The organism is Acidihalobacter aeolianus (genome assembly GCF_001753165.1).
Taxonomy (GTDB): domain Bacteria; phylum Pseudomonadota; class Gammaproteobacteria; order DSM-5130; family Acidihalobacteraceae; genus Acidihalobacter; species Acidihalobacter aeolianus.
Map to the genome: position 1 here is coordinate 1,403,641 of NZ_CP017448.1, position 24,747 is coordinate 1,428,387.

Below are 24,747 nucleotides of genomic sequence, written 5' to 3' on the forward strand. Positions count from 1 at the left end.
CGTCATGAACGAAACCTATAACATCTATTGCGACGAATCCTGTCATCTGGAGAACGACCATCAGCCGGTGATGTTGCTGGGCGCTATCTGGTGCCCGGTGGGTGAGGTAGCGCGTCTGTCAAAGGAAGTCCAGGACATGAAAGCGCGGCATAATGCGGCTGGCGAGCTGAAGTGGTCAAAGGTTTCGAAAGCGCGGCTGAACTTCTATCTGGAGCTAGTGGATTGGTTTCTGGCTGAAGTGCCACTGCACTTTCGCGGCTTGGTGGTGCTGCACAAGGAGCGGCTTAACCACGCGCTATTCAATGAAGGATCGCACGACGATTTCTATTACAAGATGTACTTCTCGCTGCTGAGCAAGATTCTGAGTCCCGATCAGCGGTACAACATCTATCTGGACATCAAGGACACCCGCAGTCGCCTGAAGCTGCGCAAGCTGGGCGAGGTGTTGTGCAATGACAAATACGACTTTACCAGCCAGATGATCGGGCACTTGCAGAATATTCGTTCCCACGAATCCTATTTGCTCCAGGTGTGTGACTTTCTGCTTGGCGCAGTTTCTTATCGGCACCGGGGGCTTGAGGGTAATCCGGCAAAGGTGGCGGTTATCCAGCATCTTGAAAAGCGCTTGGGGCGCCAGTTGTTGTATTCAACGCCGTTACGCGAAGAGAAGTTCAATTTGTTTCTATTTACCCCACGGGAGGCGTGACGGGCATGAGCTACCCGGAATGGCTACCCGAACTCTTCCGGGTGAATCCTTGGCAAGGGGATACCTACGAGGCCCTGTATCGCCTCTTCGCACGTGATTTCAAGGCATCGCAGCCAGTATATGACGGGCATGCGGTTTGGTTTTTCCCGGAGATGGAGGACGGGAAGGAGAAGATCTTCTGGCATCTGACTTCGCGGGAGGACAAAGAGGCGGGTGATCGCTTGCCGGATTTACGCAGAAGCGAGCGGCTACCCTGGGTGCGGCCGATGCTGGACCAACCGGAGAAGCCGGAGATTCTGGCTTGGGACCACGATGAAGGAGATGGGACGGTCAAGACTTACGTCTGGCTGGAGAACGACGATTTCGTGGTCATCATGAAGAAGTATCCCGATGGCCGGCGGCGGCTTGTAACCTCGTTCTGGGTCGAATACGGGAACACCAAGCGGAAGCTCAGGAAGAAATATGAGCGCAGGATTTGAGGCCGAAAACAAGAAAGGCCAACGCGGAGCGTTGGCCCAACTCCTTCCACCATGGGTGGATGAGATATCCGTAGTTTCGGCCTGATGGGGCGAAAACTCAAGGACAATTTCGGGAAAATTCAATGTCGTCGGGGCTTATTGGCCAATTAATTATGCGTAAAAACAAGTGGATAGCGTGTCGGACAAGTTGACGGAGTCGGCCATCGAACAACTGGCCATCGAGCTGCTGGAGCGGCAGGGCTTCCGCTACCTCCACGGCGCGGAGCTGGCGCCCGATGCGGCAAACCCGGAGCGCGCCTCCTTCGGCGATGTGTTTCTGGAAGGGCGGTTGCGGGATGCGGTGGCGCGCCTCAACCCTACAATTCCGGCGGATGCCAGGGAGCAGGCGGTCAAGGAGGTAGTGCGCCTGGCCGTGGAAACGGGGTCGGCCAGCGAGCTGGTGACGAGCAACGAGACCTTCCACCGACTGCTGACCAATGGGGTGGAGGTGGAGTACCAGCACGAGGGGCGGACCAAGGGCGACAAGATCTGGCTAGTGGACTTCCATGATGCTGACGCCAACGACTGCCTGGTGGTCAATCAATTCACAGTGACCGCCAAGTCCGGCCACGGCCATGTGAACAAGCGCCCCGACCTGGTGCTGTTCATCAATGGTCTGCCGCTGGTGGTGATCGAACTGAAGAACGCGGCCAGCGAGAACGCAACGGTGCGTTCCGCCTTCGAGCAGCTTCAGACCTACAAGAACGCCATTCCTGGCCTGTTCGTGGCCAACGGGTTGCTGGTCGTCTCCGATGGGCTGGAGGCGCGCATGGGATCGCTCTCCGCCGGTTACACCCGCTTCATGGCCTGGAAGTCGGCGGATGGCGAGCAGCAGGCGTCGCATCTGGTCAGCCAGTTGGAGACGCTGATTCAAGGGGTCTTGCGGCCCGCCACCCTGCTGGAGCTGATTCGCCATTTCACCGTGTTCGAGAAGTCGCGCCGGGAAGACCCCAAGACCGGCCTGACCACGGTGGAGACGGTGAAGAAGATCGCCGCCTATCACCAGTTCTATGCCGTGAGAAAAGCGGTGGAATCGACGCTACACGCGACGGGTGGCGATGGCAGCCGCAAGGGTGGTGTCGTGTGGCATACCCAGGGCAGCGGCAAGTCGTTGTCCATGGTCTTTTACGCCGGGAAGCTGGTGCTGGCGCTGGACAACCCCACCATCGTGGTGCTGACCGACCGCAACGACCTGGATGACCAGCTCTTTGACACCTTCGCCGCCAGCCGCCAATTGCTGCGCCAGGAGCCGGTGCAGGCGGAAAGCCGGGACGATCTGCGTGACAAGCTGAAGGTGGCCTCGGGTGGAATCATCTTCACGACCATGCAGAAGTTCTCGCCCAAGGACGGCGAGGCGATCTATCCGTTGCTCTCCGGCCGCCGAAACATCGTGGTGATCGCCGACGAGGCGCACCGCAGCCAGTACGGGTTCAAGGCCAAGGAGGTGGACATCAAGGATGCGGACGGCAACATCGTTGGCAAGAAGACCGCCTATGGTTTCGCCAAATATCTGCGCGACGCGCTGCCGAACGCCACCTTCATCGGTTTTACCGGCACGCCGGTGGAGCTGGACGACAAGAATACACCCGCCGTTTTTGGCGATTACGTGGATGTCTACGACATCGCCCAGGCGGTCGAGGATGGTGCCACGGTGCGCATCTACTACGAGAGCCGCTTGGCCAAGGTGCGCCTGAAAGAGGACGAAAAGGAGGCCCTGGATCAGCGTTTCGATCAGGTCATGGAGGATGCCGCCGATTATGAGACCGGGTTTGGCGACGAGGATGAGCTGAGCGAGAAGGCCAAGGCTAAATGGACACGGCTTGAGGCGATCGTGGGCAATCGGCAGCGGGTCGAGAACGTGGCCCGTGATCTGGTGGCACACTTCGAGGCGCGGCAGGCGATTTTTTACGGCAAGGGGTTGATCGTGGCCATGAGTCGGCGCATCTGTGTCGAACTCTACGATGCCATCGTCGCTTTGCGTCCTGAATGGCATGACGAGGATGACGCCAAGGGCGCGATCAAGGTGATCATGACGGGGTCCAGTGCGGACCCCCAGGTCATGCAGCCGCACATCCGCAGCAAGGAGGCGCGCAAGGCGATCGGCGAGCGACTGAAAGACCCGGACGATCCACTGAAACTGGTGATTGTGCGCGACATGTGGCTGACCGGCTTCGATGCCCCCTGTCTGCATACGCTGTATGTGGACAAGCCCATGAAGGGTCACAACCTAATGCAGGCCATCGCGCGCGTGAATCGGGTCTACAAGGACAAACCCGGTGGGTTGGTGGTGGATTACATCGGCATCGCCTCCGACCTCAAAAAGGCGCTGGCGACCTATACCGAGAGCGGGGGCAAGGGCGAACCCACCCTGGACATCGACGCTGCCGTCCATGCCATGCAGGAGAAGTTCGAGGTGGTCGAACAGATGTTGGCCGGGTTCGATTATCGCCGTTACTTCAACGCGGACACCTCCGGCAAGCTGTCGATCATCCTGGAGGGCGAGGAATTTGTTCTTGGCCTGGATGACGGCAAGGCGCGTTTTACCAGGGAGGTTGGCCTCCTGGCGAAGGCATTCGCCTTGTGCGTGCCCGACGAGCGCGCCATGGCGATCAAGGATGAGCTGGCCTTTTTCCAGGCGGTGAAGGCGCGACTGGCCAAATTCGAACGCGGTGAGGGCAAGAGCAAGGAAGAGCTGGATTCGGCTATCCGGCAGTTGGTGGACGAGGCGGTTGTCTCCGACCAGGTGGTGGACATCTTCGATGCGGCGGGTATCAAGAAGCCTGATATTTCCATTCTCTCTGACGAGTTCATGGAAGAGATCAAGGGCATGCAGCACCGGAATCTGGCCCTGGAGCTGTTGAAGAAAATTCTGAACGATGAGATCCGCATTCGCTCTCGAAGGAATCTGGTGCAGAGCAGGGCGCTGTCGGAGATGCTGGAAGGTGCCATCAAACGCTATCAGAACAACCTTCTGTCGGCCGCCGAAATCATCGAAGAACTGATCGAACTGGCCAGGGAGATCAGGGACGCGGATCGACGCGGCGAGAACCTGGGGCTGACGGACGACGAGTTGGCCTTCTACGACGCCCTGGAGGTGAACGACAGTGCCGTGCAGGTGCTGGGCGACGATCAGCTGCGACTGATTGCTCGCGAGTTGGTGGATAAGGTGAAGCAGAACGCCACTATCGACTGGACGGTGAAGGAGAGCGTGCGCTCCAAACTGAAGGTGATCGTGAAACGGATCTTGCGTAAGTACGGCTACCCGCCAGACAAGCAGGCTTTAGCGACAGAGACCATCCTGAAGCAGGCGGAGTTGTTGGCTGATAGCTGGACTATGTGATGCACTCGGCTCGCCCGTCACGCCGCTTGCAAGCTACGCGGCAAGCGCCGCGCCGGGCTAAGCCGTGCCAGGGATAGCGCCGGCTCGGGTTCCAGCAGGCGGAAGGGGACGTTTTTGTGGTGTGTGACGACGGCTTCTTTGCCGATCCAGTTCAATGTTGGCATGAGGCCGTGTTCCTTACTGATGTTCTTTTGGCTGAGTGTCTGCCCTATTCGCGAGGGTCTGGTTCGGCTCATTGGTAAAAAACGCGAGGTCGGCGCTCACCCCGAGGGCGTGGGCCAGTTTCTCCTGGGAGAGCGCCAGTTGCCGCCGCACCTCCTTGACCGTTTCCGGAAAGTTTTCGGGTTGGCGGTTCATGGCCGTTGGGCATCTCCTGCTGATTGAACCAACCGCAGCAGACCGGGCGCGACGTTCCACTGATGGCCGTCATCGGTGGCGACGCTGATGGTCTTTTTGTTGAGGCGCAGCACCATCTCTTCCAGCATCCGGCCGTCCGGGGCCTGAAAACCGACCCTGTCGCCCTTGGTGAAGCGGGTCATCAGCGTGGTGGCGCGGGCCTGGGAGATGAGCTTGAGCCGTTCGACGATCAGCTGGTTGAGAAAGAGCAGATCCTCCTCATTCAGCCGCTTGATCGCTTCCGTGGCGGAGACGCGGTCGACAATCCTGATGCTGCCGGGTTTCATGGCTGTGACTCGTTTTTCAGCGCCCTGAGCAGCGGCAGCAGTTCAGGCACATCCTCCCGGATGATGCTCCACAGGGTGTCCTCGTCGATACCGAGGTAGCCATGAATCAGGCGGTTGCGGGTGGCGATGATCATTCGCCAGGGGATTTCGAGATGAGCGGCACGGACTTCGTCAGGGATATGTGTGGCGGCTTCGCCGATCAGCTCCAGGTTGCGCAGGGTGGCATCGTAATTCAGGCCGCTGGCCAGGAAACCTGTCTGGTCAAGCCCGTCGGTGTAAGCAAGCACCTTCCCGGCAAAATCAATCATGTCGTCGAGATAGAAGCGCCATTCACGCTGGCTGGTATCAGACATAGACCCGCTCCTGTTCAATGTAGGGGCGCAACTCCGGCCGCAACGCCTTTTCGGTGACCAGATCAACCGGACAGCCGAACAGGTCCTCCAGGTAGAACTGCACGCCGAAGTAACGCTTGGAGGTGGCCGGACCGTCGAAGGCGACCAGCACATCGACATCGCTGCCGCTGGTTGCCGTATCGCGAGCGGTGGAGCCGAACAGGGCCAGCCGGGTCACGCCGAAACGAGCCTGCAACTCCGGCTTGCTGCTGGTCAGCAACTCCAGTGCACGTTGTCTGTTCATCGCTCAGCCTCTAAACAACGGGTTTATCTACATGGCCTTGTGCGTCCGAAACCGCCAGGCGCACGTAGATCATCAAAAACCGGTCGACGATATAACACGTGCTATGCGTCGTGTAACTCAAATCTTGAGGGAGTTCCGACAGATTTGAAACCAATCCGGTAGGTCAGACTCAACGACCTGTTTGACGGAATTATAAAGAGCATCGACCACTTTCCGACGAAATCGCCGAGCATCGCTTGCAGGACAAAATGCAGGACACCGGACGAGGCCCGGAGAATGGGGGGTGATAATGCGGGAAATGATGGGGTGAAAGAGAAGCGAGATGTGACAGATCTGTGCCCGGCTAGCCGTGACATCCCTGCGGGACTCGCCTATAAGCTCGCGCTTCGTTAGATCGCAGGCCTCGCAAGCCGTAGTCCCCGGAAGGGACTGATCGCGGCGGCATCGTCGATATCCTGAAAGCGATGTAAGTTTCTGACAATAAAAAACCCGTCAACCAACCGGGCGGTTAGTGGACGGGTCTGTCTTTTTAAATGGTGGAGGCGGCGACTACCGAAAAACGCCTGTATCTATTTAATAATAAAAGATAAGTGGTTTTATATTTGTCACGGTTACCCCGAAAGTTACCCCTGAATGGTGCAGGTAACCACCACTTGATAAAACCATCTTACACCCAGTCATCCAGCGATTCCCCCAGCAGGTTCAGTTTTGCGGCCATCCCGGCCAATGAAACCTGCACGAAGGCGTCATGTTGCGCGGTCAACCGCTCGAAGGTGTTCCAGTGCATCCCCTTGGGCTTCCAACCGTCTCCGTTAAGGATGCCCGGCTCCCATCCCAATTTGTCTCGGATTCGGTCAGCTTTCCTTGCTGCCCGGTCATCCCAGGTTTCCCGTTGGCTGGGGTAGGCCAACTGGTAACAGTGACGGCAGGCGAAGATGCCGCCGCCGTAAAGGATCGCCACGCGCCGACCACAACCACGGGCGGGGCAGAGAAACCAGGGCCGTTGCCCGCCAAGATTACAGGCGGTCCAGTCGAGGTAGACGGGATAGCTTTCATCCTTCCAATCATCGCCGCCGCTCCGGTGGCGGTAGGTGAGGATCACCCGGTTTGGTTCGGTGCGCACGCGGATGGAGGCGACAACCTCGCCATGGCGTGACCACTGCCAGCCGTAGGACTGGTGCGGGGTGAGCAAGCTGTCCCGTTTCCAGCGCCGCACGTCGATGGATCGGTAATCGTCGGTGGTGTCTTTTGCACCCCAGTACCAGTGCCGCCCGCTACCCATGCCGCCCATGTCTGCCTCCAGATTTTTTAACCGAAATCATTTGGGAAATTCACATCTTTGTTTCGGCCCTTGCGGGCCTTGGTTGGTCGTTGTTGGTTTGCTGTGGCCTTGGTAAAAAGCGTTCGCAATATCGCCGGTCCGTGTCCCACAATCCGGCGATGGCTTCCGGCTCCCCTTTGGCGCAGTGGCCAAGGTGCGGGTGCCTGTGCGGTGATTGAATGCGCTCGAAATGGATGCAGTCGCCGCAGTGGACGGAAGACGGACGCGGTATCGGTTTATCCGCTACTCGATTCCAGCACCAAGGGCAGCCCAACACTTCGCCGGAGAACCACAACCAGATCGGGCCACAGTGCTTGCAGGTGGCCTGCTCGGTGTAGTGGCCGGGGCGTTTGCCCTGATCCATCACCCGCCGCTGCACCAGTGCACGGGCGAACGCGGCCAGGGTGTCAACGCTGATCGCGCCCTTGCGCCAGTCCTCGATGTCCTCCGCTGCCAGTGCTTCTTTTACTTCGGCCGGAGTGATGTCGAGTCCCCGGCAGGCATCGGCCAGGGCCTCCAGCAGCTTGGAGGTTTCTTCTTTTGAATCCCTATACGCAGAATCCGCACTATCCGCACAATTACCCGTCTCGGCAGGTTTCTGCGTATTCTGCGAATTGTGCGTATAGGGGGGTTCGGTCGAAGACGTTACCCCGAGGGTTTCTCGCCAGCTCATCGCCACCCCCTCGCAATCTCCGGCCGTACACGCACCACGGGTGAGGGCGGACGGCCGGGACCATCACGGGGTGGTTCGATTACCTCCAGGTAGCCACGCTCTTCCAATGCCTCCAGAGCTTCGCGCAGCATGGCGACGCGGGGGAAAGTGCCGCGCAGGGCGTTGAAGGCTTCGCGCACGGTGAAGTGGGTCAGTCGGCCCCGTTCAATCCAGTCCCACACCAGCCGGGCGGCGGCAATGGTTGGGTCGGCCCCCATCATGTCCAGTGCCGCCAGACTGTGACGGGCGATGACGGCCATGATCTCCAGTGCGGCGGTCATGGTGTCGGCGGTGATGGCGGCCTCCCAGGGTGTGCCGTGTGCGTGCTTGATGGCATGAAGTACCCCGGCCAGACGAGCCGCCGCGCCCGGTGCCTTGCCTGCCCAGTCGGTGAAATGCTCCAGCTCCCGGCCCGGTTGCATCTGCACCTCGATGGCCTGGGCAAAGGCGTACCACTCCGCATAGGCTTCATCGCTCAGGCGTAGCAGGTGCGGCCTTTCCTCTCCTCCGTGTTCGTTGGTGGCGGGCTCCCAATCCAACATGGCACGGAGACCGGCCGCATAGGCGTCGCGCACCCCTTCCGGTACAGGATTGGACTGCAAAGCGCGATACCCCAGCGGGGACGGCGGCAGCAGATAGAGGAATCGCCCTAGCAGGCCACGGCCCCGGAATCCCGGCTTGGCCGCCAGTCCCCGCAATACATCTGGCTGCGGGCTCAGGCCGATACTCAGGCGCGGGCCTTTCAGGAAGACCGGCGGACGGCTGCCCCGGTCCACCCGTTCCGCATCGCCGCTATGGGCCTTCAGCACCAGGTCCAGGTTGGGGATGCCGTTGGAGTAACGGCCTTGCAGCAGGTCGAAGACACCACCTTCACTGGAAAGCCAGGCCATGCACTCGCCATGCTCGGCCAGCAGTGCGCCCAACCGTTCCGGGGTGGCGTCCGATGTCCATATCTGCGGTTGCATGGGGATGTCGGGAAGTTCGGCCTCGATGTCGGCGGCCTCCCGAGCCAGCTCCGCCGCCTTGCCGTTGTCCTTCTCCTTGGCGGCCTTGCTGCGCTTCTCCTTGGCGCGGGCCTCCAGTGTTTTGCGCTCGCTGGTGATGCGCTTGATCTCCGATTCCATGATCGTGGCCTGATCGCGCTCCCAGGCGACCAGCGGCGCAGTGGCGGCGGACTGCACGGCACTCTTGCGGTTGCCGGGTGGCAGGGCGGCCACGGCCCACAGGTTGCAGGGCTCAAAGTAACCCGGCTTCACCATCACCCGCAGACGGCGGGTGGCAGCGGTAGCACAGGCGACCAGAACCATACCGGCGGCCAGTTCCGGTGGCGTCTCGGTATCGGCAGCAATGGCACGGGCATAGTCCCCGGCCCAGCCCGGCAGGTGTACGAGATCGAGACGTGGAAGATTGGGTGCATCCAGCGGCACCAGTTCCGGCCAATCCTCCGGCGGTGGCGCGGCGGACTTCAACAGGTCGGCAGTCATACACCACCCCCTTGTTCAACCTGCTGGGCCAGCCACACAGCCAGATCGTTGAAGTCGCTCAAATGTTCCGGGGCATTCTCCGGCCACTGGGGCAGGGCCAGCAGCCCATCCGATGCAATAGCGGCGGCCTTGGCCGTGGTAGCGCCGGGATTTCCAGCAGTCAGCCGGTCATCGTCACCCGCAATCACCAGTTCGGCGGAAGGCCAACGGTGGCGGGCAGCTAGCGCGACCGGCTCCAGGTTGCCCGCGTCGATGGCGGCCAGCACCCGCGTGGCCGGTTCATCCTCGGCAAGGGTGCAGCCGGTGGCCCAGCCCTCGCAGAGGATCACGCGGGCGGGGTCTTTCATATCGCCCGCCACGGGAATGAAACAGCCCAGCTTGCGCCCGCCGGAGAGCAGCAGCTTGCCGCCATCGGCAGCGATGAATTGCAGGCTGGTCAGCCTGCCAGTGAAGTCCATTACCGGCACCGTCAATGCGCCCTTGTGAATCCTCGCGCCGTGCGGCCGGATACGCTTGCGGATCAGGTAGGGGTGATTGCCGGGGGCGGGTGTCGCTGCGTTCCAGGTCGCAGCGGCACGGGTCGCAGCCTCAGCCTGCCGGGTGTGGCGCTCTGCCTCGGCCTGCTTCTTTGCTGCTTCCACACGATGGGCGAAGGCGGCCCGTTCGGCCCGTGACAAGGGCTTGTCCCGCTTCGCCTGCCAGGTCTCGGAAAACCCGGAAGACCAGTCACCGAAACAACCTCCCAGCCCGTCATCGAACAACAGACACCACCCGGCCCGGTTAGCCGGGCGCTTTCCGGCACCAGGGAAGCGATGCAGCTTGCCCGGTTCGAGAACGTCCGGCGGCTCCAGCCCGGCAGCTCGCATCGCATCGCGGAATTGGGAGATCGCATTATTCATCACGCGGCCCTCCCATGCGGTTGATCCGCTGCGCCAGTCCGATGGGGAACCAGCTCCACACGGCGAGGGTCATGACGGCCGCTTTTACGCGGGAAACGATGCCGGTAGAATTACGGGGGTGATTTGAAGTCTTCGGGGTCGCCTGGTGCCAGCCAGCGCGGCCCTTTCTGTTTGCGGTCATGGTCCCGGCCTCCCCTCAGTGCGCAGCCTTGCGGCTGGCCTCGATCTGCTGGTTCAGCCAATCGGTGATTTCCGCTTCGACCCACCCGACGGCACGGCCGCCGAGGGATACGGGTTTTGGAAAGCGACCTTCGGAAATACGTAGATAGATCGTGCTGCGGGAAAGCCCGGTGCGGGCCTTGACGGCGGGAAGTCTGAGGATTGCGGTAGCCATGTTTGCGCCTCCATAGGCGTTGTTGAACATGGTTACCGATTGTTATGTCACGACTCCCGCGCAGCATCGCAATTGCAGCATCGATCGCCGCAATTGCGGAACTAGCGAGTTTGCAGGGCGCGTTTCGCCTCGGGAAACTTGCGGGAAAGATTGCTCTTTGATAAGCCCCCGTACCCACGGAAATGCTCGTCTATCGCGTCGATCAGTTTGGCCTCGCTGGGAAAGGAGGAATGCTTCTCCACGCCGGGAAGATTTCCTGCAATACAGTCGAGCAGGGCGGCAATGATGTTCTGATAGGTGGACTCGGCCCGTTCACTGGGTGCTCCGAGCTTATCGACCATAGCCTTGAGGGAGTCCCGCTCCGCCTCAATGGATTCCTTTTGCTCCCGTAATTTCTTGTACTCGGTTTTGGCTGTATCCAGGCGGGATGCCAGCTTGTCGTGCTCGGCTTTCAATGCGCGGTAGGCGTCTGTGCTTATAGCTGTGTGCGTGCTGCGTTCAATGTCGTCGAACAGGAATGCCGGCTTCTCATTCGGAAATGCTTTCTCCATCCAAGCCCTGAGGTCGCGCCCGAAAAAATGCCTCCGCTCGTAGGCGACATGATCGCCCGAGGCGACGGTTGAACCGTCTTCCCGCCCGTGCGGAAGTTCGCCGGACTCGACGGCTTCTGCGATGGCACGGCTCCTCGGTTCGAGGCAAGGCACCGCCGGATGCCGCCAGATACTACGCCCCAGTCCCGTTGGGGATAGCTGGACGGCTTCTCGGACAATTTCCTCGACCTGGTCCTCAGGGACGCCACACCACAAAGCTGCCGCCTGCGGGATGGAGTACACCGCATAGTGCGCCCGCATTGCGGCGCAATTGTCGGATTCCCACGGCTTCATGACTGCCGGCTCCCTTGGCCGTTCAAAGCCAGCAGGGCATTAGGTATCTGCCGGAAGAAATTCCTGGTGGAGTAGTGCCGGGCCATGCGTCCCTCCTGAAGTGTTTTGCTCTATATCCATTGGATTATATGGGATGTTGCAGTACATTACAGTACATTCACAGTAGCCCGCCAGAACTGAGGGAAACCATGGCCACCGCCAAGACCACTACGCTGACCTTTCGTATCGAACCGGAACTGAAAGAGGCGCTGCGCACGGCGGCGGAGCGGGAGCACCGTTCCATCGCCAACATGGTGGCGGTCCTGATCATGGATTACTGCGAGCGTAACGATATTCCCGTCGAACCGGGCCCGGCTGCCGGGCGCAAGAGAGTGGCGAAATGAACCAATCAACCAAGAACAACAAGCAGCAAGGGGCCGGATATGGCGGGTAACGGGAAATCAGGGAAGGTGAAGGGTGACAGCCACGCCGGGCGCGGATCGCTGAAGCTCGCCGACAACGAAAAGCGCGACATCATCAAGCTGCTGGAGGCCGACAAGCCGCTGCCGGAGAAGTACCGCTTTCTGCTGTTCGACGACAAGCGCGAGGTGGAGCTGGTGTGGAACGGCAAGACCAACGAGGTCTGCAACATCGTGCTGCCGTTTCAGACCATCGAGCAGGTGGACGAGCCGCGCGCCGAGAAGCCGGAGGACAACCCGATCATGGGCGACCTGTTCTCCATGGACAACCGTGGCCGACAGCTCCAGGGCTGGACCAACAAGCTGATCTGGGGCGATAACAAGCTGATCCTGTCATCACTCAAAAACGGCCCGCTGCGCGAGGAGATCGAGAAACAGGGCGGCCTCAAGCTCATCTACATCGACCCGCCCTTCGACGTGGGCGCCGACTTCTCCATGGACATCGAGATCGGCGGCGACACCTTCACCAAGAAGCCGAACATCCTCGAAGAGATCGCCTACCGCGACACTTGGGGCAAAGGCGCGGATTCCTTTATTGCCATGATCTACGAGCGCCTTGTGCTGATGCGGGATTTGCTGGCGGAGGATGGGAGTATTTATGTGCATTGCGATTGGCGGGTGAATAGTCATATACGTCTTGTAATGGACGAGATTTTTGGTAAGGACAATTTAGTCAATGAAATAGTTTGGCAGAGAACCAATGCCCATAACATGAAATCGCAAGGATATGTTAGAGCCAATGACACAATATGGTTTTTTTCAAAATCCAAAAAGTATTCGTTTAATGAACAATATACAGACTATAGCGATGCTCAGCTAAGCCGGTATAAGGAAGACAAAGACGGCCGGCTTTTCACCGGAAGAGATTTAACATTTTCCGGCAGAAATCCCGAAAGACAATTCGAGTGGCGCGGAACAAAGCCGCCAGATAACAGGTCGTGGGGTGCGACGTTGGAACAGCTTGAAGCGTGGTGGGATGAAGGGAAAATTCTTCTCAAACGTGATGGAACCCCGCGCCTAGACGGATTAAAAACATACCTAGATGAAACCAAGGGCGGGAAACGTTTAACCACGAACTGGAACGATATTGGGAGAGTCGCTAATACGTCCAGCGAACGAATTGATTACCCGACACAGAAACCCGAGGACTTGCTTGAACGCATTGTTAAAGCATCTTCCAATGAAGGCGACCTAATCGCAGATTTTTTCACTGGCTCCGGAACCACCGCCGCCGTGGCGGAAAAACTCGGCCGCAAATGGATCGCCAGCGATCTGGGCAAGTTCGCCATCCACACCACCCGCAAGCGCATGATCGGCGTGCAGCGTCAGTTAAAAGAAGACGGCAAGGACTACCGCGCCTTTGAAATCCTCAACTTGGGCAAGTACGAGCGCCAGCATTACATCGGCGTCAATCCCGACCTGCGCGAGGAGCAGAAACAGCAGCAGTTGGCGGCGAAGGAAGCGGCCTTCCTCGATCTGATCCTGCGCGCCTACCGGGCGGAGCAGGTGGAGGGCTTTACCACCTTCAACGGCAAGCGCGCCGGGCGGCTGGTGGCGGTGGGGCCGGTGAACATGCCGGTCACCCGGCTGTTCGTGGAGGAGATCATCCTTGAGTGCCGCAAGAAGCACATCACGAAGGTGGACATCCTCGGCTTCGAGTTCGAGATGGGCTTGTTTCCCAATGTGCTGGACGAGGCGCGCGGCAAGGGCATCGACATTGCGCCCAAGTACATCCCCGCCGAGGTGTTCGACAAGCGAGCGGTAGAGAAGAATCAGGTGGTATTCCACGATGTCTCCTTCATCGAGGTAAAGCCGCATGTGAAGAAGAACACGGTGGCGGTGGAGCTGACCGATTTTTCGGTGTTCTATTCGCAGGACTCCATCGCCAACGCAGAGGCCAGCCTGAAGAAGAAGGGCAACCGCATCGTGGTGGAGCGGGGCCAGATCGTGAAGGTGAGCAAGGACAAGGACGGCGTGATTACCCGCGAACAACTGACCCAGCACTGGACCGACTGGATCGACTACTGGTCGGTGGACTTCGACTTCGAAAGCAAGCGCGAGATCGTGCGCATCCAGAACGCGGAAACCGGCGAGACCGAGGAACAGTGGACCGGCGACTACGTGTTCGAGAATGAGTGGCAGAGCTTTCGCACCAAGAAGGACCGCTCGCTGGAGCTGACCAGCGTGGCGCACGAATGCCCGCCGGGACGGCGCAAGATCGCCGTGAAGGTGGTGGATATTTTTGGTAATGACACCATGACCATCGTGGAAGTCAGCGTGGGAGGGAAGAAATAGTGGCCCTGCATCCTGACTTCCCCAACTCGCCGCACGCCATTCTCGATCCCGAGATCCGTTGGTTTCCGGCGGACGAGGCCTTGCGCGACACCAGCATGGACAAGTTGATGCCACCCCTGGTGGCCAGCCTGCGCAAGAAGGTCAAGGAATTCCGAGGCAGCGGTTATGTGGGCGCGAGTGATACCAGCAAGAGCCTGCTGAACTGGTGGTTCAAGGAGCCGCACTTGCAGATGCAGGCGGACGGTACGGATACACAGTTTCGATACTTCTTCGCCCAGCGTGAGGCGCTGGAGACTGTGATCTACCTGTATGACGTGGTGGGTGCGAAGGACAAGTTCGACCTGATGCGCTTCGACAGCAGAGGCGCGGTGTCGGCGCAGATGTTCGATGAAAGCTGGCGGCGTTATGTGATCAAGATGGCCACCGGCAGCGGCAAGACCAAGGTGATGAGTCTGGCGCTGGCCTGGAGTTTCTATCACAAGCTGTATGAGCCGGATTCGGAGCTGTCGCGCAACTTTCTGGTGATCGCGCCCAACATCATCGTGCTGGATCGCATCTACAAGGATTTTCAGGGCTTGCGGATTTTCTTTGAAGACCCGGTGCTGCCCGATAACGGCTTCGATGGCCGAAACTGGCGGGACGATTTTCAACTGACCCTGCACAAGCAGGACGAGGTGAACGTCACCCATCCGGTTGGCAATATCTTTCTGACCAATATCCATCGCGTCTATGCCGGAGAGGATATTCCGCCGTCACCGGATGACGACAACACCATGGACTATTTCCTGGGTAAACGACCGACGGGTGGAACCACTGACTCCAAGGTGGACCTGGGCATGATTGTGCGCGACATCGACGAGTTGATGGTGCTCAACGATGAGGCGCACCATATCCATGACGCGAGACTTGCCTGGTTTCAATCGATTCAGGATATTCACAACCGGCTGTTGCAAAAAGGGGGCGCGCTTTCTCTACAACTGGATGTGACCGCCACGCCAAAACACAACAATGGCGCGATCTTTGTGCAGACGGTGGCGGACTATCCGCTGGTGGAGGCGATCTCGCAGAACGTGGTGAAGCATCCGGTCCTGCCCGATGCAGCAAGCCGCGCCAAGCTGTCAGAACGCCAAAGCTCCAAGTACACGGAAAAGTATGCGGACTATATCGACTTGGGCGTGATCGAATGGCGCAAGGCGTATGAGGAACACCAGAAGCTGGACAAGAAGGCCATCCTGTTCGTGATGACCGACGACACCAAGAACTGCGATGACGTGGCGGAGTACCTGGAAGGGCGATACCCCGATCTCAAAGATGCGGTGTTGGTGATTCATACCAAGAACAACGGCGAGATTTCCGAAGCGGCCTCGGGCAAGGCCAAGGAGGAACTGGAGAAGCTGCGCCAGCAATCGAACGAGATCGACTCACTGGCAAGCCCCTACAAGGCGATTGTTTCCGTACTGATGCTCAAGGAAGGCTGGGACGTGCGCAACGTGACCACCATCGTCGGACTGCGGGCCTATTCGGCCAAGAGCAATATTCTGCCGGAGCAAACGCTGGGGCGCGGCTTGCGCAAGATGTACCCCGGTGGGGTGGAGGAATACGTCAGTGTGGTGGGTACGGATGCCTTCATGGACTTTGTTGAGTCCATTCAGGCCGAGGGTGTGGAGTTGGAACACAAGGCCATGGGCGAAGGCACCAAGCCCAAAACGCCACTGGTGGTGGAAGTCGATAACAGTAATGAGAAGAAAGACATTGAGGCGCTGGATATTGAAATCCCGGTGCTGACGCCGCGTGTTTATCGTGAGTATAAGAACCTGGGCGATCTGGATGCGGGGGCAATGACATTCCAGCCGGTGATCTACCAGACCTTCAGCGAGGAGGAACAGCGCGAGATTGTGTTCAAGGACATTACCACCGGCGAGGTGACGCATACCACGATACTGGATACCGCCGGAGTAGCGGACTATCGCAGTGTGATCGGTTACTTTGCCCAGACCGTGATGAAAGAGCTGCGGCTGGTGAGTGGCTACGATGTGCTGTACGGCAAGATCAAGGCGTTTATTCAGGATGCACTGTTCAGCCAGGCGGTTGATCTGGAATCACCGAACACGCTGCGCAATCTGTCCGAACTGGCGGCCACCAAGACGGTGATCGAGACCTTCAAGAAAGCGATCAACGATCTGACCGTGCGCGACAAAGGCGACGCGGAAATCCGGGATACCATCAAGCTGCGTCAGACCCGGCCCTTTGTAGTTAAAGATCAGGGCTATCTGATGCCGAAAAAGAGCGTATTCAATCGCGTGATCGGCGACAGTCATTTCGAGCTGCGATTCGCCAGTTTTCTGGAGGATTGCAGCGATGTGGTGTCCTACGCCAAGAATTATCTGGCGGTGCACTTCAAGTTGGATTACGTGAATGCGGACGGCGATATATCCAACTACTATCCCGACTTCTTCGTGAAGCTGTCCGATGGCCGGATTGTGGTGGTCGAGACCAAGGGACAGGAAGACCTGGATGTGCCGTTGAAAACACAACGGCTGCGCCAGTGGTGCGAGGACATCAACGCCACGCAGTCAGATGTGACATACGATTTTGTGTATGTGGATCAGGAAGGTTTCGAGAAGTACGCGCCGAAGTCGTTTGCTGACGTGTTGACGGGATTCCGGGAGTACAAAGACTGATCTGACCACCCGTCACGCCGCTTGCAAGCTACGCGGCAAGCGCCGCGCCGGGCTGCGCCGTGCCAAGATTCGGAGCCGCCAGACTGCCTCCGCAAGCTCCGGCAGACTGGCTAAGTGGCTCCGGTCGAGTTCCGTCCCCTCCGTTCCCGCCCGCACTCCGCCACTGCACCCTTCGCCCCCAAACAGCGGGGGCCAAGGGCTTGCGGCTCCGCAGCGGGCTGCATCGTGCCGGGGTTCATCACCGCCAGATGCTCCGTAAACTCCGCAACCGGCTCAGTGCCCCTTGCTGGCATGGTTACCCTTCGTTACCGCTTTCGTGCCGCTGGCCATGGCATCGGCTATCGCCCAGCCGCCGCGCCCCGCGACTGCGCTGTCTTTCCCGCCCCAATTGCCGGGGGCTTCGGTAAAGGGTCGGCCGCTGCTACCCAACCAGGTCGGTGTCGGCACACTGAACAATAAGCTGCGGAATATATGCGCAGCGCAAAAACCGCGCTGTCCGCTTCGCCGCATAATTTGCATTATGTGTAAATTGCCTCCGCTTTTTTGAGCCCCCGCCCGCCAACCCGTCCGCCCCCAAGGGGCTCCCCGGTGGCTTCGTTCAGGCGCTTTGGTTAATTGGTACAATCTCCGCGCCTGCTTTCAGTTTGTCGAGGTAGTCAGCCCAGACCTGCATCATCTTGTGCCGTTCCGGCAGGTGCGCGGTGCGGTTGTAGGCGCGGCCATTGGGATCACGCACGGCGTGGGCAAGCTGGTGTTCGATGTAATCGGGGCGGAAGCCCAGCACTTCATCGAGGATGGTTCGCGCCATCGCCCGGAAGCCGTGGCCGCTCATTTCGTCCTTCTCGATACCCATGCGCCGCATGGCTGAAAGGATGGCGTTGTCGCTCATCGGGCGGTCACCTTTGGGATTCCTTGCGCTGGGGAATGCATATCGCCCCCGGCCGGTGAGCGGGTGAAGCTCCTGCAATATCTCGACCGCCTGGCGGGATAGGGGAACGATGTGCTGGGTGTTCGTCTTGGAGACCGTGTATCGCCATTCGGCGGCATCCAGGTCGATGCCCGCCCATTCGGCATGGCGTAGTTCTCCAGGACGCACGAAGACCAGCGGAGCAAGGCGGAGGGCGCAGCGCACAATCAGGGTGCCTTCATAGGCGTCTATTGCCCTGAGTACCCCGCCGACTTTTTTGGGGTCCGTCACTGCGGCAAAGTGCGTGCCTTTCACTGGCGGGAGTGCGCCCTTCAAGTCGCCGCTTGGATCGCGCTCAGCCCGTCCGGTGGCCACTGCATAGCGGAAGACCTGGCCGCAGTTTCCCAGGGCGCGGTGGGCGGTTTCCAGGGCTCCCCGTTGTTCGATACGGCGAATCACTTCCAGCAGTTGTGGGGCGGTGATGTCGGCTACCGGGGAGGCACCGACCCAGGGGAAGATGTCTCGCTCCAGACGGCGGATGATCCGGTCGCCATGATTGGCGGACCAGTTGGGGGAGTGCTTGGCGTACCATTCACGCGCCACTACTTCAAAGCTGTTGGCCTGCTTCGCTACCTTCGCCGTTTTCTTGGCCTTGCGGTGTTCACCGGGATCGATGCCAGCCGCAACCTGTTTGCGGGCTTCGTCCCGCCGGTCTCGGGCGTCTTTCAGGCTCACGTCGGGGTAGGTGCCGAGGGAGAGCAGCTTTTCCTTGCTGTCGAACAGGTACTTGAATCGCCACCACTTGCCGCCCTTGGGGCTGATCAGCAGGAACAGGCCCCGTTCATCATAGAGCTTGCGCTGTCTGGCCTCGGGCTTGGCCTTCTTGATGGCTGTGTCTGTAAGCGGCATTTGGGGTAACTGCTCCGTCAGTCTTGGGGTAACCCCAATAGTTACCCCTGCTGGATTCAGGATTCTATGGGGTAACTTTAGACGCTATCGGACAAGCAGGCAATAAAAAAGCCCGCTGTTACGCGGGCTTTCGGACTTTCTTGGATGTTACTGGGAATTGAATTGGTGGAGGCGGCGGGAATCGAACCCGCGTCCGCAAGTCCTCTGCCTTCGGCTCTACATGCTTATCCCAGTCTTTGAGTTTAACCGCCTGCTACCCGACGGGCAGGGAAAACAGTCGGCGATCCCAGTTAGGTTTTAACGATTCGGCCCCGGGAGAGCGTCGTCGCGAGCTTGTGAGAGTCGACGCCTGGGTCTGAGTGCACAAGCACAGACTCAGTCAGACGGCACCCCTACCGGGTTTTAAGCGGCGAGTGCGTAGTTGTCGTCGTTGGCAACTATAGATTTGCAGCGTGTTTTACGAGGGCAGCTACATCCTCGGCATGCACCTCCGGTTTCGCGACCCACGTCGAAGCCAGGTCGCCCCCTTTGGAAGACGGCAATTATAACCGATTGAGCACCGCTTGTGGGTACATCATTGGTGACATGCGTGTGGGGCGGCATTCCTAGTATGATTGCGCCTCTTCGACAGACCGGACCGATCGCCATGTTGTTGCTACAGGGACCCGCCGCATTATCAGAATTCCGCCGCGCGCGACTGCTGGCAAAACTGCAAGCCGTCGCACCTGCGGCCGCCGACGTGGTGGCACACCCTGTATTTTTCGCCTTTCCGGTGCGTGCTCTGAATGCGGACGAGCATGTGCGCCTGGAGGCCGTGCTGGGTGTAACCGACGATGCTTTGCCATTCTCCGGAGCCGATGCCTCCGCAATGCTCGAATGCGTGGTGACCCCACGCCCGGGCACCATATCGCCGTGGGCGAGCAAGGCGACGGACATCCTGCAGCACTGTGGGTTGGAGGTAGTCGAGCGCGTCGAGCGCGGCGTGGTTTATCGCGTGAGCCTGAATGCCCCGATCGACGAAACGACGCGCGACGGTCTGCGCCGGGCGCTCTACGACCGGATGACCGAGGCGGCGCTTGATTCCTGCGAGGACGCACTGGTGCTGTTCCGCGAGGCGACGCCGGCGCCGCTCGGCCACATCGAGCTCGGCGAGCAGCCAATGGAGGCCCTGCAGGCCGCCAATCGCGATCTGGGTCTCGCGCTGTCGGATGACGAGATCGAATATCTTGCGGAAAACTACACCGCGCTGGGGCGCAGCCCGACCGATGCCGAACTGATGATGTTCGCGCAGGCGAATTCGGAGCATTGCAGGCACAAGATCTTCAATGCCAGCTGGGTGATCGACGGCAAGGCTCAGGACAAGAGCCTGTTCGAGATGATCCGCAATACCTACCGGCATGCGCCGGAAGGCATATTGTCCGCCTATCACGACAACTCTGCGGTATTCGCCGGCCCCGAGGCCACGGTGCGTTTTGCGCCGGAGGCCGGCGGCATGCGCTACGTCGAATCTCGCGAGGCGGTGCATACCTGCATCAAGGTCGAGACGCACAACCACCCCACGGCGATTTCGCCCTTTCCCGGGGCGGCGACGGGCTCCGGCGGCGAGATCCGAGACGAAGGAGCGACCGGGCGCGGTGCGCGCCCCAAGGCCGGGCTAACCGGTTTTGCCGTCTCCAATCTGCGCATACCGGGCTTCGAGCAGCCCTGGGAAATCGACCACGGCAAGCCGGGGCGCATCGTGTCCGCCCTGGACATCATGCTCGAGGGCCCCATCGGCGGTGCCTCCTTCAACAACGAATTCGGCCGCCCGGGTATTGCGGGTTTCTTCCGCACCTACGAGCAGCGCGTAGCCGGTGTCGACGGTGACGAGGTGCGCGGTTTCCACAAGCCGATCATGCTGGCGGGCGGCGTCGGTGCGATACGTGCCGATCTGGTCGACAAGCAACCGATACCGCCCGGCGCGCAGATCGTGGTGCTCGGCGGACCCGCAATGCAGATCGGGTTGGGTGGCGGAGCTGCATCCAGCATGGCCACCGGAGCGAGCGAGGAGGTGCTGGATTTTGCCTCGGTGCAGCGCAGCAACCCTGAAATGCAGCGCCGTTGCCAGGAGGTGATCGACCGCTGCGCCGCCCTGGGTGCGGACAACCCGATTCTGTCGGTGCACGACGTCGGCGCCGGCGGCCTGTCCAATGCGGTGCCGGAACTGGTCAACGACGCCGGTCGGGGCGGTCGCTTCGAACTGCGCGCGGTGCCCAACGACGATCCCGACATGTCGCCGCTCGCGATCTGGTGCAACGAGGCTCAGGAACGCTACGTGGTCGCCGTCGACAGCGAGCGCCTGGATGCCTTCGCCGCCCTGTGCGAGCGCGAACGCTGCCCGTATGCGGTGATCGGCGAGGCCACTGCGGAGCAGCAGTTGGTGGTCGGCGACGCCCAGCTCGAGGAAACGGTGGTCGACCTGCCCATGGAGGTCCTGCTGGGCAAGCCGCCGAAGATGCTGCGCGACGTGAAACGTACGACCGTCCATCATGCGGCGCCGTCGCTCGATGGCATTGCCCTGGATGAAGCGGTACGTCGCGTGCTGCGGATGCCCTCCGTGGCGAGCAAGAGTTTTCTGATTACCATCGGCGACCGCACCGTCGGCGGCCTGGTTGCGCGCGATCAGATGGTCGGGCCCTGGCAGGTGCCGGTAGCGGACGTCGGCGTGACCCTGAGCGATTTCTACGGTTATACCGGCGAGGCGATGGCCATTGGCGAACGTCCGCCGCTGGCGCTGCTCAATCCGGCCGCCTCCGGTCGCATGGCGATCGGCGAGGCGCTGACCAATCTGGCCGCGGCTGCGGTGCCGCGGCTTGGCGAGGTGCGCCTGTCGGCCAACTGGATGGCGCCCGCAGGCCATCCCGGCGAGGATGCCGCGCTGTACGACACGGTGCGTGCGGTGGGCGAGGCGCTGTGTCCGGCGCTGGGGATCGCGATTCCCGTCGGCAAGGATTCCCTGTCGATGAAGACGGTCTGGCACGAGGGCGGCGAAAAGCGCGCCGTGACCGCGCCGCTCTCGCTCATCGTCTCCGCCTTCGCCCCGGTCGAGGACGTACGCCGCACGCTGACGCCTCAGCTGTGCACCGATGTCGGCGATACCGATCTCGTACTGGTCGATCTCGGCAAGGGACGCGACCGCCTGGGCGGCTCGGCCCTGTTGCAGGCCTTCGGTCAGCTCGGCCATCAGGCGCCCGACCTCGATGCGCCGCAAACATTGAGCGGCTTCTTCGAGGCCGTGCAAACGTTGAATCGCGACGGCCGCCTGCTGGCCTACCACGACCGTTCCGACGGCGGGCTGCTGGCCACGCTGTGCGAGATGGCGTTTGCCGGTCATTGCGGAGTGGATGTCGATCTTGGCGATGTGCGCGAGCCGCTCGCCTGCCTGTTCGCCGAGGAACTCGGTGCGGTTCTGCAGGTGCGGCACGTGGATGTCGACGAGGTGCTGATGGCCTTCGAGGAATGCGGCCTCGGTCGCCACACCCAGGTGATCGGCACCCTGGCCGACGACGACGCGGTCGTTATCCGCGCCGGTAACCGCGTGCTCTATCGCGAGGAGCGAGCGGCGCTGCAGCGTGTGTGGGGCGAGACCAGCTATCGCATGCAGGCCCTCCGCGACAATCCGGACTGTGCCGAGCAGGAGTTCGCCAGCCTGGGCGCGGCGGACGATCCGGGACTGCACGCGCACCTGGGCTTCGATCCGGCCGATAACGTGGCTGCACCCTATATCGCCCGCGGCGTGCGACCGCGCGTGGCCGTGTTGCGGGAGCAGGGCGTCAACGGCCAGGTCGAGATGGCCGCGAGTTTCCATCGCGCCGGTTTCGAGTCGGTCGATGTGCACATGAGCGATATCATCGCCGGGCGGGTCGATCTGGCCGACTTCCATGGGTTGGCTGCCGGCGGCGGGTTTTCGTATGGCGACGTGCTCGGGGCGGGCGGCGGCTGGGCCAAATCGATTCTCTACAATCCCCGCGCGCGCGACGCCTTCGAGAGTTTCTTCAACCGTTCCGACACCTTCGGCATAGGCCTGTGCAACGGCTGCCAGATGATGTCGCAGATCAAGACGCTGATTCCGGGTGCCGGCCACTGGCCGAGCTTCGAACGCAATGCCTCGGAGCAGTTCGAAGGGCGTCTCGTCATGGTCGAGGTGACGCCTTCGCCGTCGATCCTGTTTGCAGACATGCAGGGTTCGGTATTGCCGATCGTGGTGTCCCACGGCGAGGGCCGAGCCCAGTTCGTCGACAATACGGCGGAGGCCGTGCTGCGCGCGGGTCTGGTCACGCTGCGTTACGTCGACCGCCATGCTCAGCCGACCGAGCGTTACCCGGAAAACCCGAACGGCTCGCCGCTCGGCATCACCGGACTGTGCTCGGAAGACGGACGGTTCACCATCATGATGCCGCACCCGGAACGAACCTTCCGCAGCGTGCAGTTCTCCTGGTGCCCGGAGGAATGGGGCGAGGACTCGCCCTGGCTGCGCCTGTTCCGCAATGCGCGGGTCTGGCTTGGCTGAGCGATGCGGTCGGGAATGTTAGAATCGGGTTATCGCAACGCGCACAGGAGATAGACGATGCTAGAGATCAGCGTGCGCTTCGCACCCGGTTTCCCCGCCGACGCCCGCGCCGGCCTGCGCGCCGAGGGCGACGTGCTGCCCGAATACGGCCAGGTCTGGATCTGGGACATGGCCTATGCCCAGACCCTGCATGCCCTGGCCGGAAGCGAGGCCGCGCGCACACTGCGCGAGGACCTCGAGCTGTGGGGCATCAACATGTCCAGCAAGGTGTTCCAGCCGATGGACCACATTCGCGCCAAGGGGCACCTCAACCTGCGCCCGGACTTCACGCTGGACGACGCGGTGGCTGGAGACTCGGTCGTGGTATTCCGCATCAACGGGGCTGCGGGCGAGTTGCCGCGAGTCGAGGTCGAGGCGGCGGAGGAGCTGGACGACGACCGCCGTGCGGCTGCGGTGGTGGCCTTGGGGCAGTTCTTCATCGACCAGAACGACCTCTTCGCCAAGGAACTGCCGCTGCACATACTCGCGTTCCGCAAGTTCTACAGCGACATCGCCTCCGAAAGCGATCCGGCCAGCGTGGACGACGCGCCCATGTTCGCGATTCAGAAGGCGCTGGAATACTTCAACAGCGTGGCCAGCGGGGCCCGCCACTAGGGCGATGCCGATTCGCTGCATCACCTTCGACCTCGACGATACGCTGTGGGACTGCGAGCCGGTCATCGTCGCAGCCGAGGCAAGGTTTTTCGAGTGGGTGCAGCGCACCTGCCCGGCACTGGCGCGGCAGTACGACCTCGACGCGCTGATTCGTCATCGCGTCGCATACTTCGACCGCTTCCCGGAGATGCAGCACGACTTCACACGCCTGCGCAAGCAGTGGCTGGCCGAGCTGTCGGCCGCGCATGCGCTGGCGGGCGACTGGGTGGAGGAGGGCTTCAAGGTGTTCTGGCTGGCGCGCAACGAGGTCGAACTCTACCGCGAGGCCATCGACCTGCTCGAAGGCCTGCGCGAACGCTACCGCGTCGGCGCGATCACCAACGGCAATGCCGACGTGCACCACATCGGCGTGGGCCATTACTTCGATTTCGTGATCACCGCGGCACAGGCGGGCAGCGCAAAGCCGTCACCCGGCATCTTCCGGCACGCGTTGTCGGCTGCCGGCGTGCCCGCGGGGGAGTGCGTGCATGTCGGCGACAACCCCTATGCCGACGTGCAGGGCGCTCGCGCGCAGGGCATGCGCACGGTCTGGGTCAATCCCACCGGTGCGGCCTGGCCGGCGGGCGATCCGCGCCCCGATGCCACGGTGCGCCACGTCGGCGAGATCGCCGAACTGCTCGTGCGCTGGGCCTGATCGGTGGTGCCCGTGGCTTCGGC

The 24,747-nt window shown here is 60.9% G+C and carries 22 protein-coding genes and 1 other RNA gene; 9 read left to right on the forward strand and 14 right to left on the reverse strand.

Annotated features, from left to right (window positions below):
• Positions 1 to 4: 4 nt before the first annotated feature.
• The 3 genes from BJI67_RS06545 to BJI67_RS06555 all read left to right on the forward strand — a co-directional run bounded on the left by BJI67_RS06545 (position 5) and on the right by BJI67_RS06555 (position 4,564).
• The gene (locus tag BJI67_RS06545) at positions 5 to 706 is read left to right on the forward strand and encodes a DUF3800 domain-containing protein (RefSeq protein WP_070072349.1); all 702 of its coding nucleotides are present in this window, start codon (positions 5 to 7) and stop codon (positions 704 to 706) included.
• 5 nt (positions 707 to 711) lie between these two features.
• Positions 712 to 1,185, forward strand: a complete 474-nt coding sequence (locus BJI67_RS06550) for a hypothetical protein (protein WP_197513339.1) — start codon at positions 712 to 714, stop codon at positions 1,183 to 1,185.
• Positions 1,186 to 1,360: 175 nt separating this feature from the next.
• Positions 1,361 to 4,564, forward strand: a complete 3,204-nt coding sequence (locus tag BJI67_RS06555; RefSeq protein ID WP_070074012.1) for a type I restriction endonuclease subunit R — start codon at positions 1,361 to 1,363, stop codon at positions 4,562 to 4,564.
• A gap of 17 nt (positions 4,565 to 4,581) precedes the next feature.
• On the opposite strand, the gene BJI67_RS17340 is transcribed toward BJI67_RS06555, so the two are convergent.
• The 12 genes from BJI67_RS17340 to BJI67_RS06605 all read right to left on the reverse strand — a co-directional run bounded on the left by BJI67_RS17340 (position 4,582) and on the right by BJI67_RS06605 (position 11,577).
• Complete coding sequence (locus tag BJI67_RS17340) at positions 4,582 to 4,728, reverse strand: hypothetical protein (protein WP_156782052.1); 147 nt, start codon at positions 4,726 to 4,728, stop codon at positions 4,582 to 4,584.
• 13 nt (positions 4,729 to 4,741) lie between these two features.
• Positions 4,742 to 4,921 carry a helix-turn-helix domain-containing protein gene (locus tag BJI67_RS17775; RefSeq protein WP_070072350.1) on the reverse strand — a complete coding sequence of 60 codons (180 nt, stop codon included), beginning with the start codon at positions 4,919 to 4,921 and terminating at the stop codon, positions 4,742 to 4,744.
• Complete coding sequence (locus BJI67_RS06565) at positions 4,918 to 5,247, reverse strand: hypothetical protein (RefSeq protein WP_070072351.1); 330 nt, start codon at positions 5,245 to 5,247, stop codon at positions 4,918 to 4,920. Before BJI67_RS06565 ends, BJI67_RS17775 begins: the two co-directional genes overlap by 4 nt.
• Positions 5,244 to 5,600 (reverse strand): HepT-like ribonuclease domain-containing protein, encoded by a 357-nt coding sequence (locus BJI67_RS06570; protein WP_070072352.1) that lies wholly within the window; start codon positions 5,598 to 5,600, stop codon positions 5,244 to 5,246. The genes BJI67_RS06565 and BJI67_RS06570 overlap by 4 nt, the downstream gene beginning before the upstream one ends.
• A complete protein-coding gene (locus BJI67_RS06575) occupies positions 5,593 to 5,883 on the reverse strand; it encodes a nucleotidyltransferase family protein (RefSeq protein WP_070072353.1) in 291 nt (96 codons plus the stop codon). The genes BJI67_RS06570 and BJI67_RS06575 overlap by 8 nt, the downstream gene beginning before the upstream one ends.
• Positions 5,884 to 6,550: 667 nt before the next feature.
• Positions 6,551 to 7,174 (reverse strand): hypothetical protein, encoded by a 624-nt coding sequence (locus BJI67_RS06580; protein ID WP_070072354.1) that lies wholly within the window; start codon positions 7,172 to 7,174, stop codon positions 6,551 to 6,553.
• A gap of 40 nt (positions 7,175 to 7,214) precedes the next feature.
• On the reverse strand, positions 7,215 to 7,877 hold the full coding sequence (locus BJI67_RS06585; protein WP_070072355.1) for a hypothetical protein: 663 nt from the start codon (positions 7,875 to 7,877) through the stop codon (positions 7,215 to 7,217).
• Positions 7,874 to 9,400 (reverse strand): YfjI family protein, encoded by a 1,527-nt coding sequence (locus BJI67_RS06590; RefSeq protein ID WP_070072356.1) that lies wholly within the window; start codon positions 9,398 to 9,400, stop codon positions 7,874 to 7,876. The genes BJI67_RS06585 and BJI67_RS06590 overlap by 4 nt, the downstream gene beginning before the upstream one ends.
• Positions 9,397 to 10,299, reverse strand: a complete 903-nt coding sequence (locus BJI67_RS06595) for a toprim domain-containing protein (RefSeq protein ID WP_070072357.1) — start codon at positions 10,297 to 10,299, stop codon at positions 9,397 to 9,399. The genes BJI67_RS06590 and BJI67_RS06595 overlap by 4 nt, the downstream gene beginning before the upstream one ends.
• A complete protein-coding gene (locus BJI67_RS17350) occupies positions 10,292 to 10,480 on the reverse strand; it encodes a hypothetical protein (protein WP_156782053.1) in 189 nt (62 codons plus the stop codon). Before BJI67_RS17350 ends, BJI67_RS06595 begins: the two co-directional genes overlap by 8 nt.
• Before the next feature lie 15 nt (positions 10,481 to 10,495).
• A complete protein-coding gene (locus BJI67_RS06600) occupies positions 10,496 to 10,693 on the reverse strand; it encodes a helix-turn-helix transcriptional regulator (protein WP_070074013.1) in 198 nt (65 codons plus the stop codon).
• A 101-nt stretch (positions 10,694 to 10,794) separates the two neighbouring features.
• The gene (locus tag BJI67_RS06605) at positions 10,795 to 11,577 is read right to left on the reverse strand and encodes a hypothetical protein (protein WP_070072358.1); all 783 of its coding nucleotides are present in this window, start codon (positions 11,575 to 11,577) and stop codon (positions 10,795 to 10,797) included.
• A 188-nt stretch (positions 11,578 to 11,765) separates the two neighbouring features.
• On the opposite strand from BJI67_RS06605, the gene BJI67_RS06610 reads away from it, so the two are divergent.
• The 3 genes from BJI67_RS06610 to BJI67_RS06620 all read left to right on the forward strand — a co-directional run bounded on the left by BJI67_RS06610 (position 11,766) and on the right by BJI67_RS06620 (position 17,011).
• Positions 11,766 to 11,960 carry a ribbon-helix-helix domain-containing protein gene (locus tag BJI67_RS06610; RefSeq protein ID WP_070072359.1) on the forward strand — a complete coding sequence of 65 codons (195 nt, stop codon included), beginning with the start codon at positions 11,766 to 11,768 and terminating at the stop codon, positions 11,958 to 11,960.
• Between the two features lie 66 nt (positions 11,961 to 12,026).
• Entirely contained in the window at positions 12,027 to 14,330 is a 2,304-nt protein-coding gene (locus tag BJI67_RS06615; protein ID WP_197513341.1) for a site-specific DNA-methyltransferase, read from the forward strand.
• Positions 14,330 to 17,011, forward strand: coding sequence for a DEAD/DEAH box helicase (locus BJI67_RS06620; protein WP_070072360.1), 2,682 nt, complete (start codon positions 14,330 to 14,332; stop codon positions 17,009 to 17,011). Before BJI67_RS06615 ends, BJI67_RS06620 begins: the two co-directional genes overlap by 1 nt.
• A gap of 598 nt (positions 17,012 to 17,609) precedes the next feature.
• Here BJI67_RS06620 and BJI67_RS06625 read toward each other — a convergent pair.
• Together BJI67_RS06625 and ssrA are read right to left on the reverse strand one after the other, a co-directional pair.
• Positions 17,610 to 18,827 carry a tyrosine-type recombinase/integrase gene (locus tag BJI67_RS06625; RefSeq protein ID WP_083250695.1) on the reverse strand — a complete coding sequence of 406 codons (1,218 nt, stop codon included), beginning with the start codon at positions 18,825 to 18,827 and terminating at the stop codon, positions 17,610 to 17,612.
• 163 nt (positions 18,828 to 18,990) lie between these two features.
• Positions 18,991 to 19,354: a transfer-messenger RNA gene (gene ssrA / locus BJI67_RS06630) on the reverse strand.
• A 119-nt stretch (positions 19,355 to 19,473) separates the two neighbouring features.
• On the opposite strand from ssrA, the gene purL reads away from it, so the two are divergent.
• From purL to BJI67_RS06645, 3 genes are read left to right on the forward strand one after another with little or no spacing between them, the layout of a single operon-like run.
• Positions 19,474 to 23,376, forward strand: coding sequence for a phosphoribosylformylglycinamidine synthase (purL, locus tag BJI67_RS06635; protein ID WP_070074015.1), 3,903 nt, complete (start codon positions 19,474 to 19,476; stop codon positions 23,374 to 23,376).
• Positions 23,377 to 23,433: 57 nt separating this feature from the next.
• Positions 23,434 to 24,030, forward strand: coding sequence for a hypothetical protein (locus tag BJI67_RS06640; protein WP_070072362.1), 597 nt, complete (start codon positions 23,434 to 23,436; stop codon positions 24,028 to 24,030).
• Between the two features lie 4 nt (positions 24,031 to 24,034).
• Positions 24,035 to 24,724, forward strand: coding sequence for an HAD family hydrolase (locus tag BJI67_RS06645; RefSeq protein ID WP_070072363.1), 690 nt, complete (start codon positions 24,035 to 24,037; stop codon positions 24,722 to 24,724).
• Positions 24,725 to 24,747 lie beyond the last annotated feature (23 nt).

Bases quoted from the DNA above. Each gene is read 5' to 3' on its own strand.
- BJI67_RS17340 (WP_156782052.1), bottom strand. From the start codon at position 4,728: ATGCCAACATTGAACTGGATCGGCAAAGAAGCCGTCGTCACACACCAC.
- BJI67_RS06545 (WP_070072349.1), top strand. From the start codon at position 5: ATGAACGAAACCTATAACATCTATTGCGACGAATCCTGTCATCTGGAG.
- BJI67_RS06645 (WP_070072363.1), top strand. From the start codon at position 24,035: ATGCCGATTCGCTGCATCACCTTCGACCTCGACGATACGCTGTGGGAC.
- BJI67_RS06585 (WP_070072355.1), bottom strand. From the start codon at position 7,877: ATGAGCTGGCGAGAAACCCTCGGGGTAACGTCTTCGACCGAACCCCCC.
- BJI67_RS06595 (WP_070072357.1), bottom strand. From the start codon at position 10,299: ATGAATAATGCGATCTCCCAATTCCGCGATGCGATGCGAGCTGCCGGG.
- BJI67_RS06625 (WP_083250695.1), bottom strand. From the start codon at position 18,827: ATGCCGCTTACAGACACAGCCATCAAGAAGGCCAAGCCCGAGGCCAGA.
- BJI67_RS06610 (WP_070072359.1), top strand. From the start codon at position 11,766: ATGGCCACCGCCAAGACCACTACGCTGACCTTTCGTATCGAACCGGAA.
- BJI67_RS06640 (WP_070072362.1), top strand. From the start codon at position 23,434: ATGCTAGAGATCAGCGTGCGCTTCGCACCCGGTTTCCCCGCCGACGCC.
- BJI67_RS06550 (WP_197513339.1), top strand. From the start codon at position 712: ATGAGCTACCCGGAATGGCTACCCGAACTCTTCCGGGTGAATCCTTGG.
- BJI67_RS06605 (WP_070072358.1), bottom strand. From the start codon at position 11,577: ATGAAGCCGTGGGAATCCGACAATTGCGCCGCAATGCGGGCGCACTAT.
- BJI67_RS06600 (WP_070074013.1), bottom strand. From the start codon at position 10,693: ATGGCTACCGCAATCCTCAGACTTCCCGCCGTCAAGGCCCGCACCGGG.
- purL (WP_070074015.1), top strand. From the start codon at position 19,474: ATGTTGTTGCTACAGGGACCCGCCGCATTATCAGAATTCCGCCGCGCG.
- BJI67_RS17775 (WP_070072350.1), bottom strand. From the start codon at position 4,921: ATGAACCGCCAACCCGAAAACTTTCCGGAAACGGTCAAGGAGGTGCGG.
- BJI67_RS06580 (WP_070072354.1), bottom strand. From the start codon at position 7,174: ATGGGCGGCATGGGTAGCGGGCGGCACTGGTACTGGGGTGCAAAAGAC.
- BJI67_RS06590 (WP_070072356.1), bottom strand. From the start codon at position 9,400: ATGACTGCCGACCTGTTGAAGTCCGCCGCGCCACCGCCGGAGGATTGG.
- BJI67_RS06575 (WP_070072353.1), bottom strand. From the start codon at position 5,883: ATGAACAGACAACGTGCACTGGAGTTGCTGACCAGCAGCAAGCCGGAG.
- BJI67_RS06570 (WP_070072352.1), bottom strand. From the start codon at position 5,600: ATGTCTGATACCAGCCAGCGTGAATGGCGCTTCTATCTCGACGACATG.
- BJI67_RS17350 (WP_156782053.1), bottom strand. From the start codon at position 10,480: ATGACCGCAAACAGAAAGGGCCGCGCTGGCTGGCACCAGGCGACCCCG.
- BJI67_RS06565 (WP_070072351.1), bottom strand. From the start codon at position 5,247: ATGAAACCCGGCAGCATCAGGATTGTCGACCGCGTCTCCGCCACGGAA.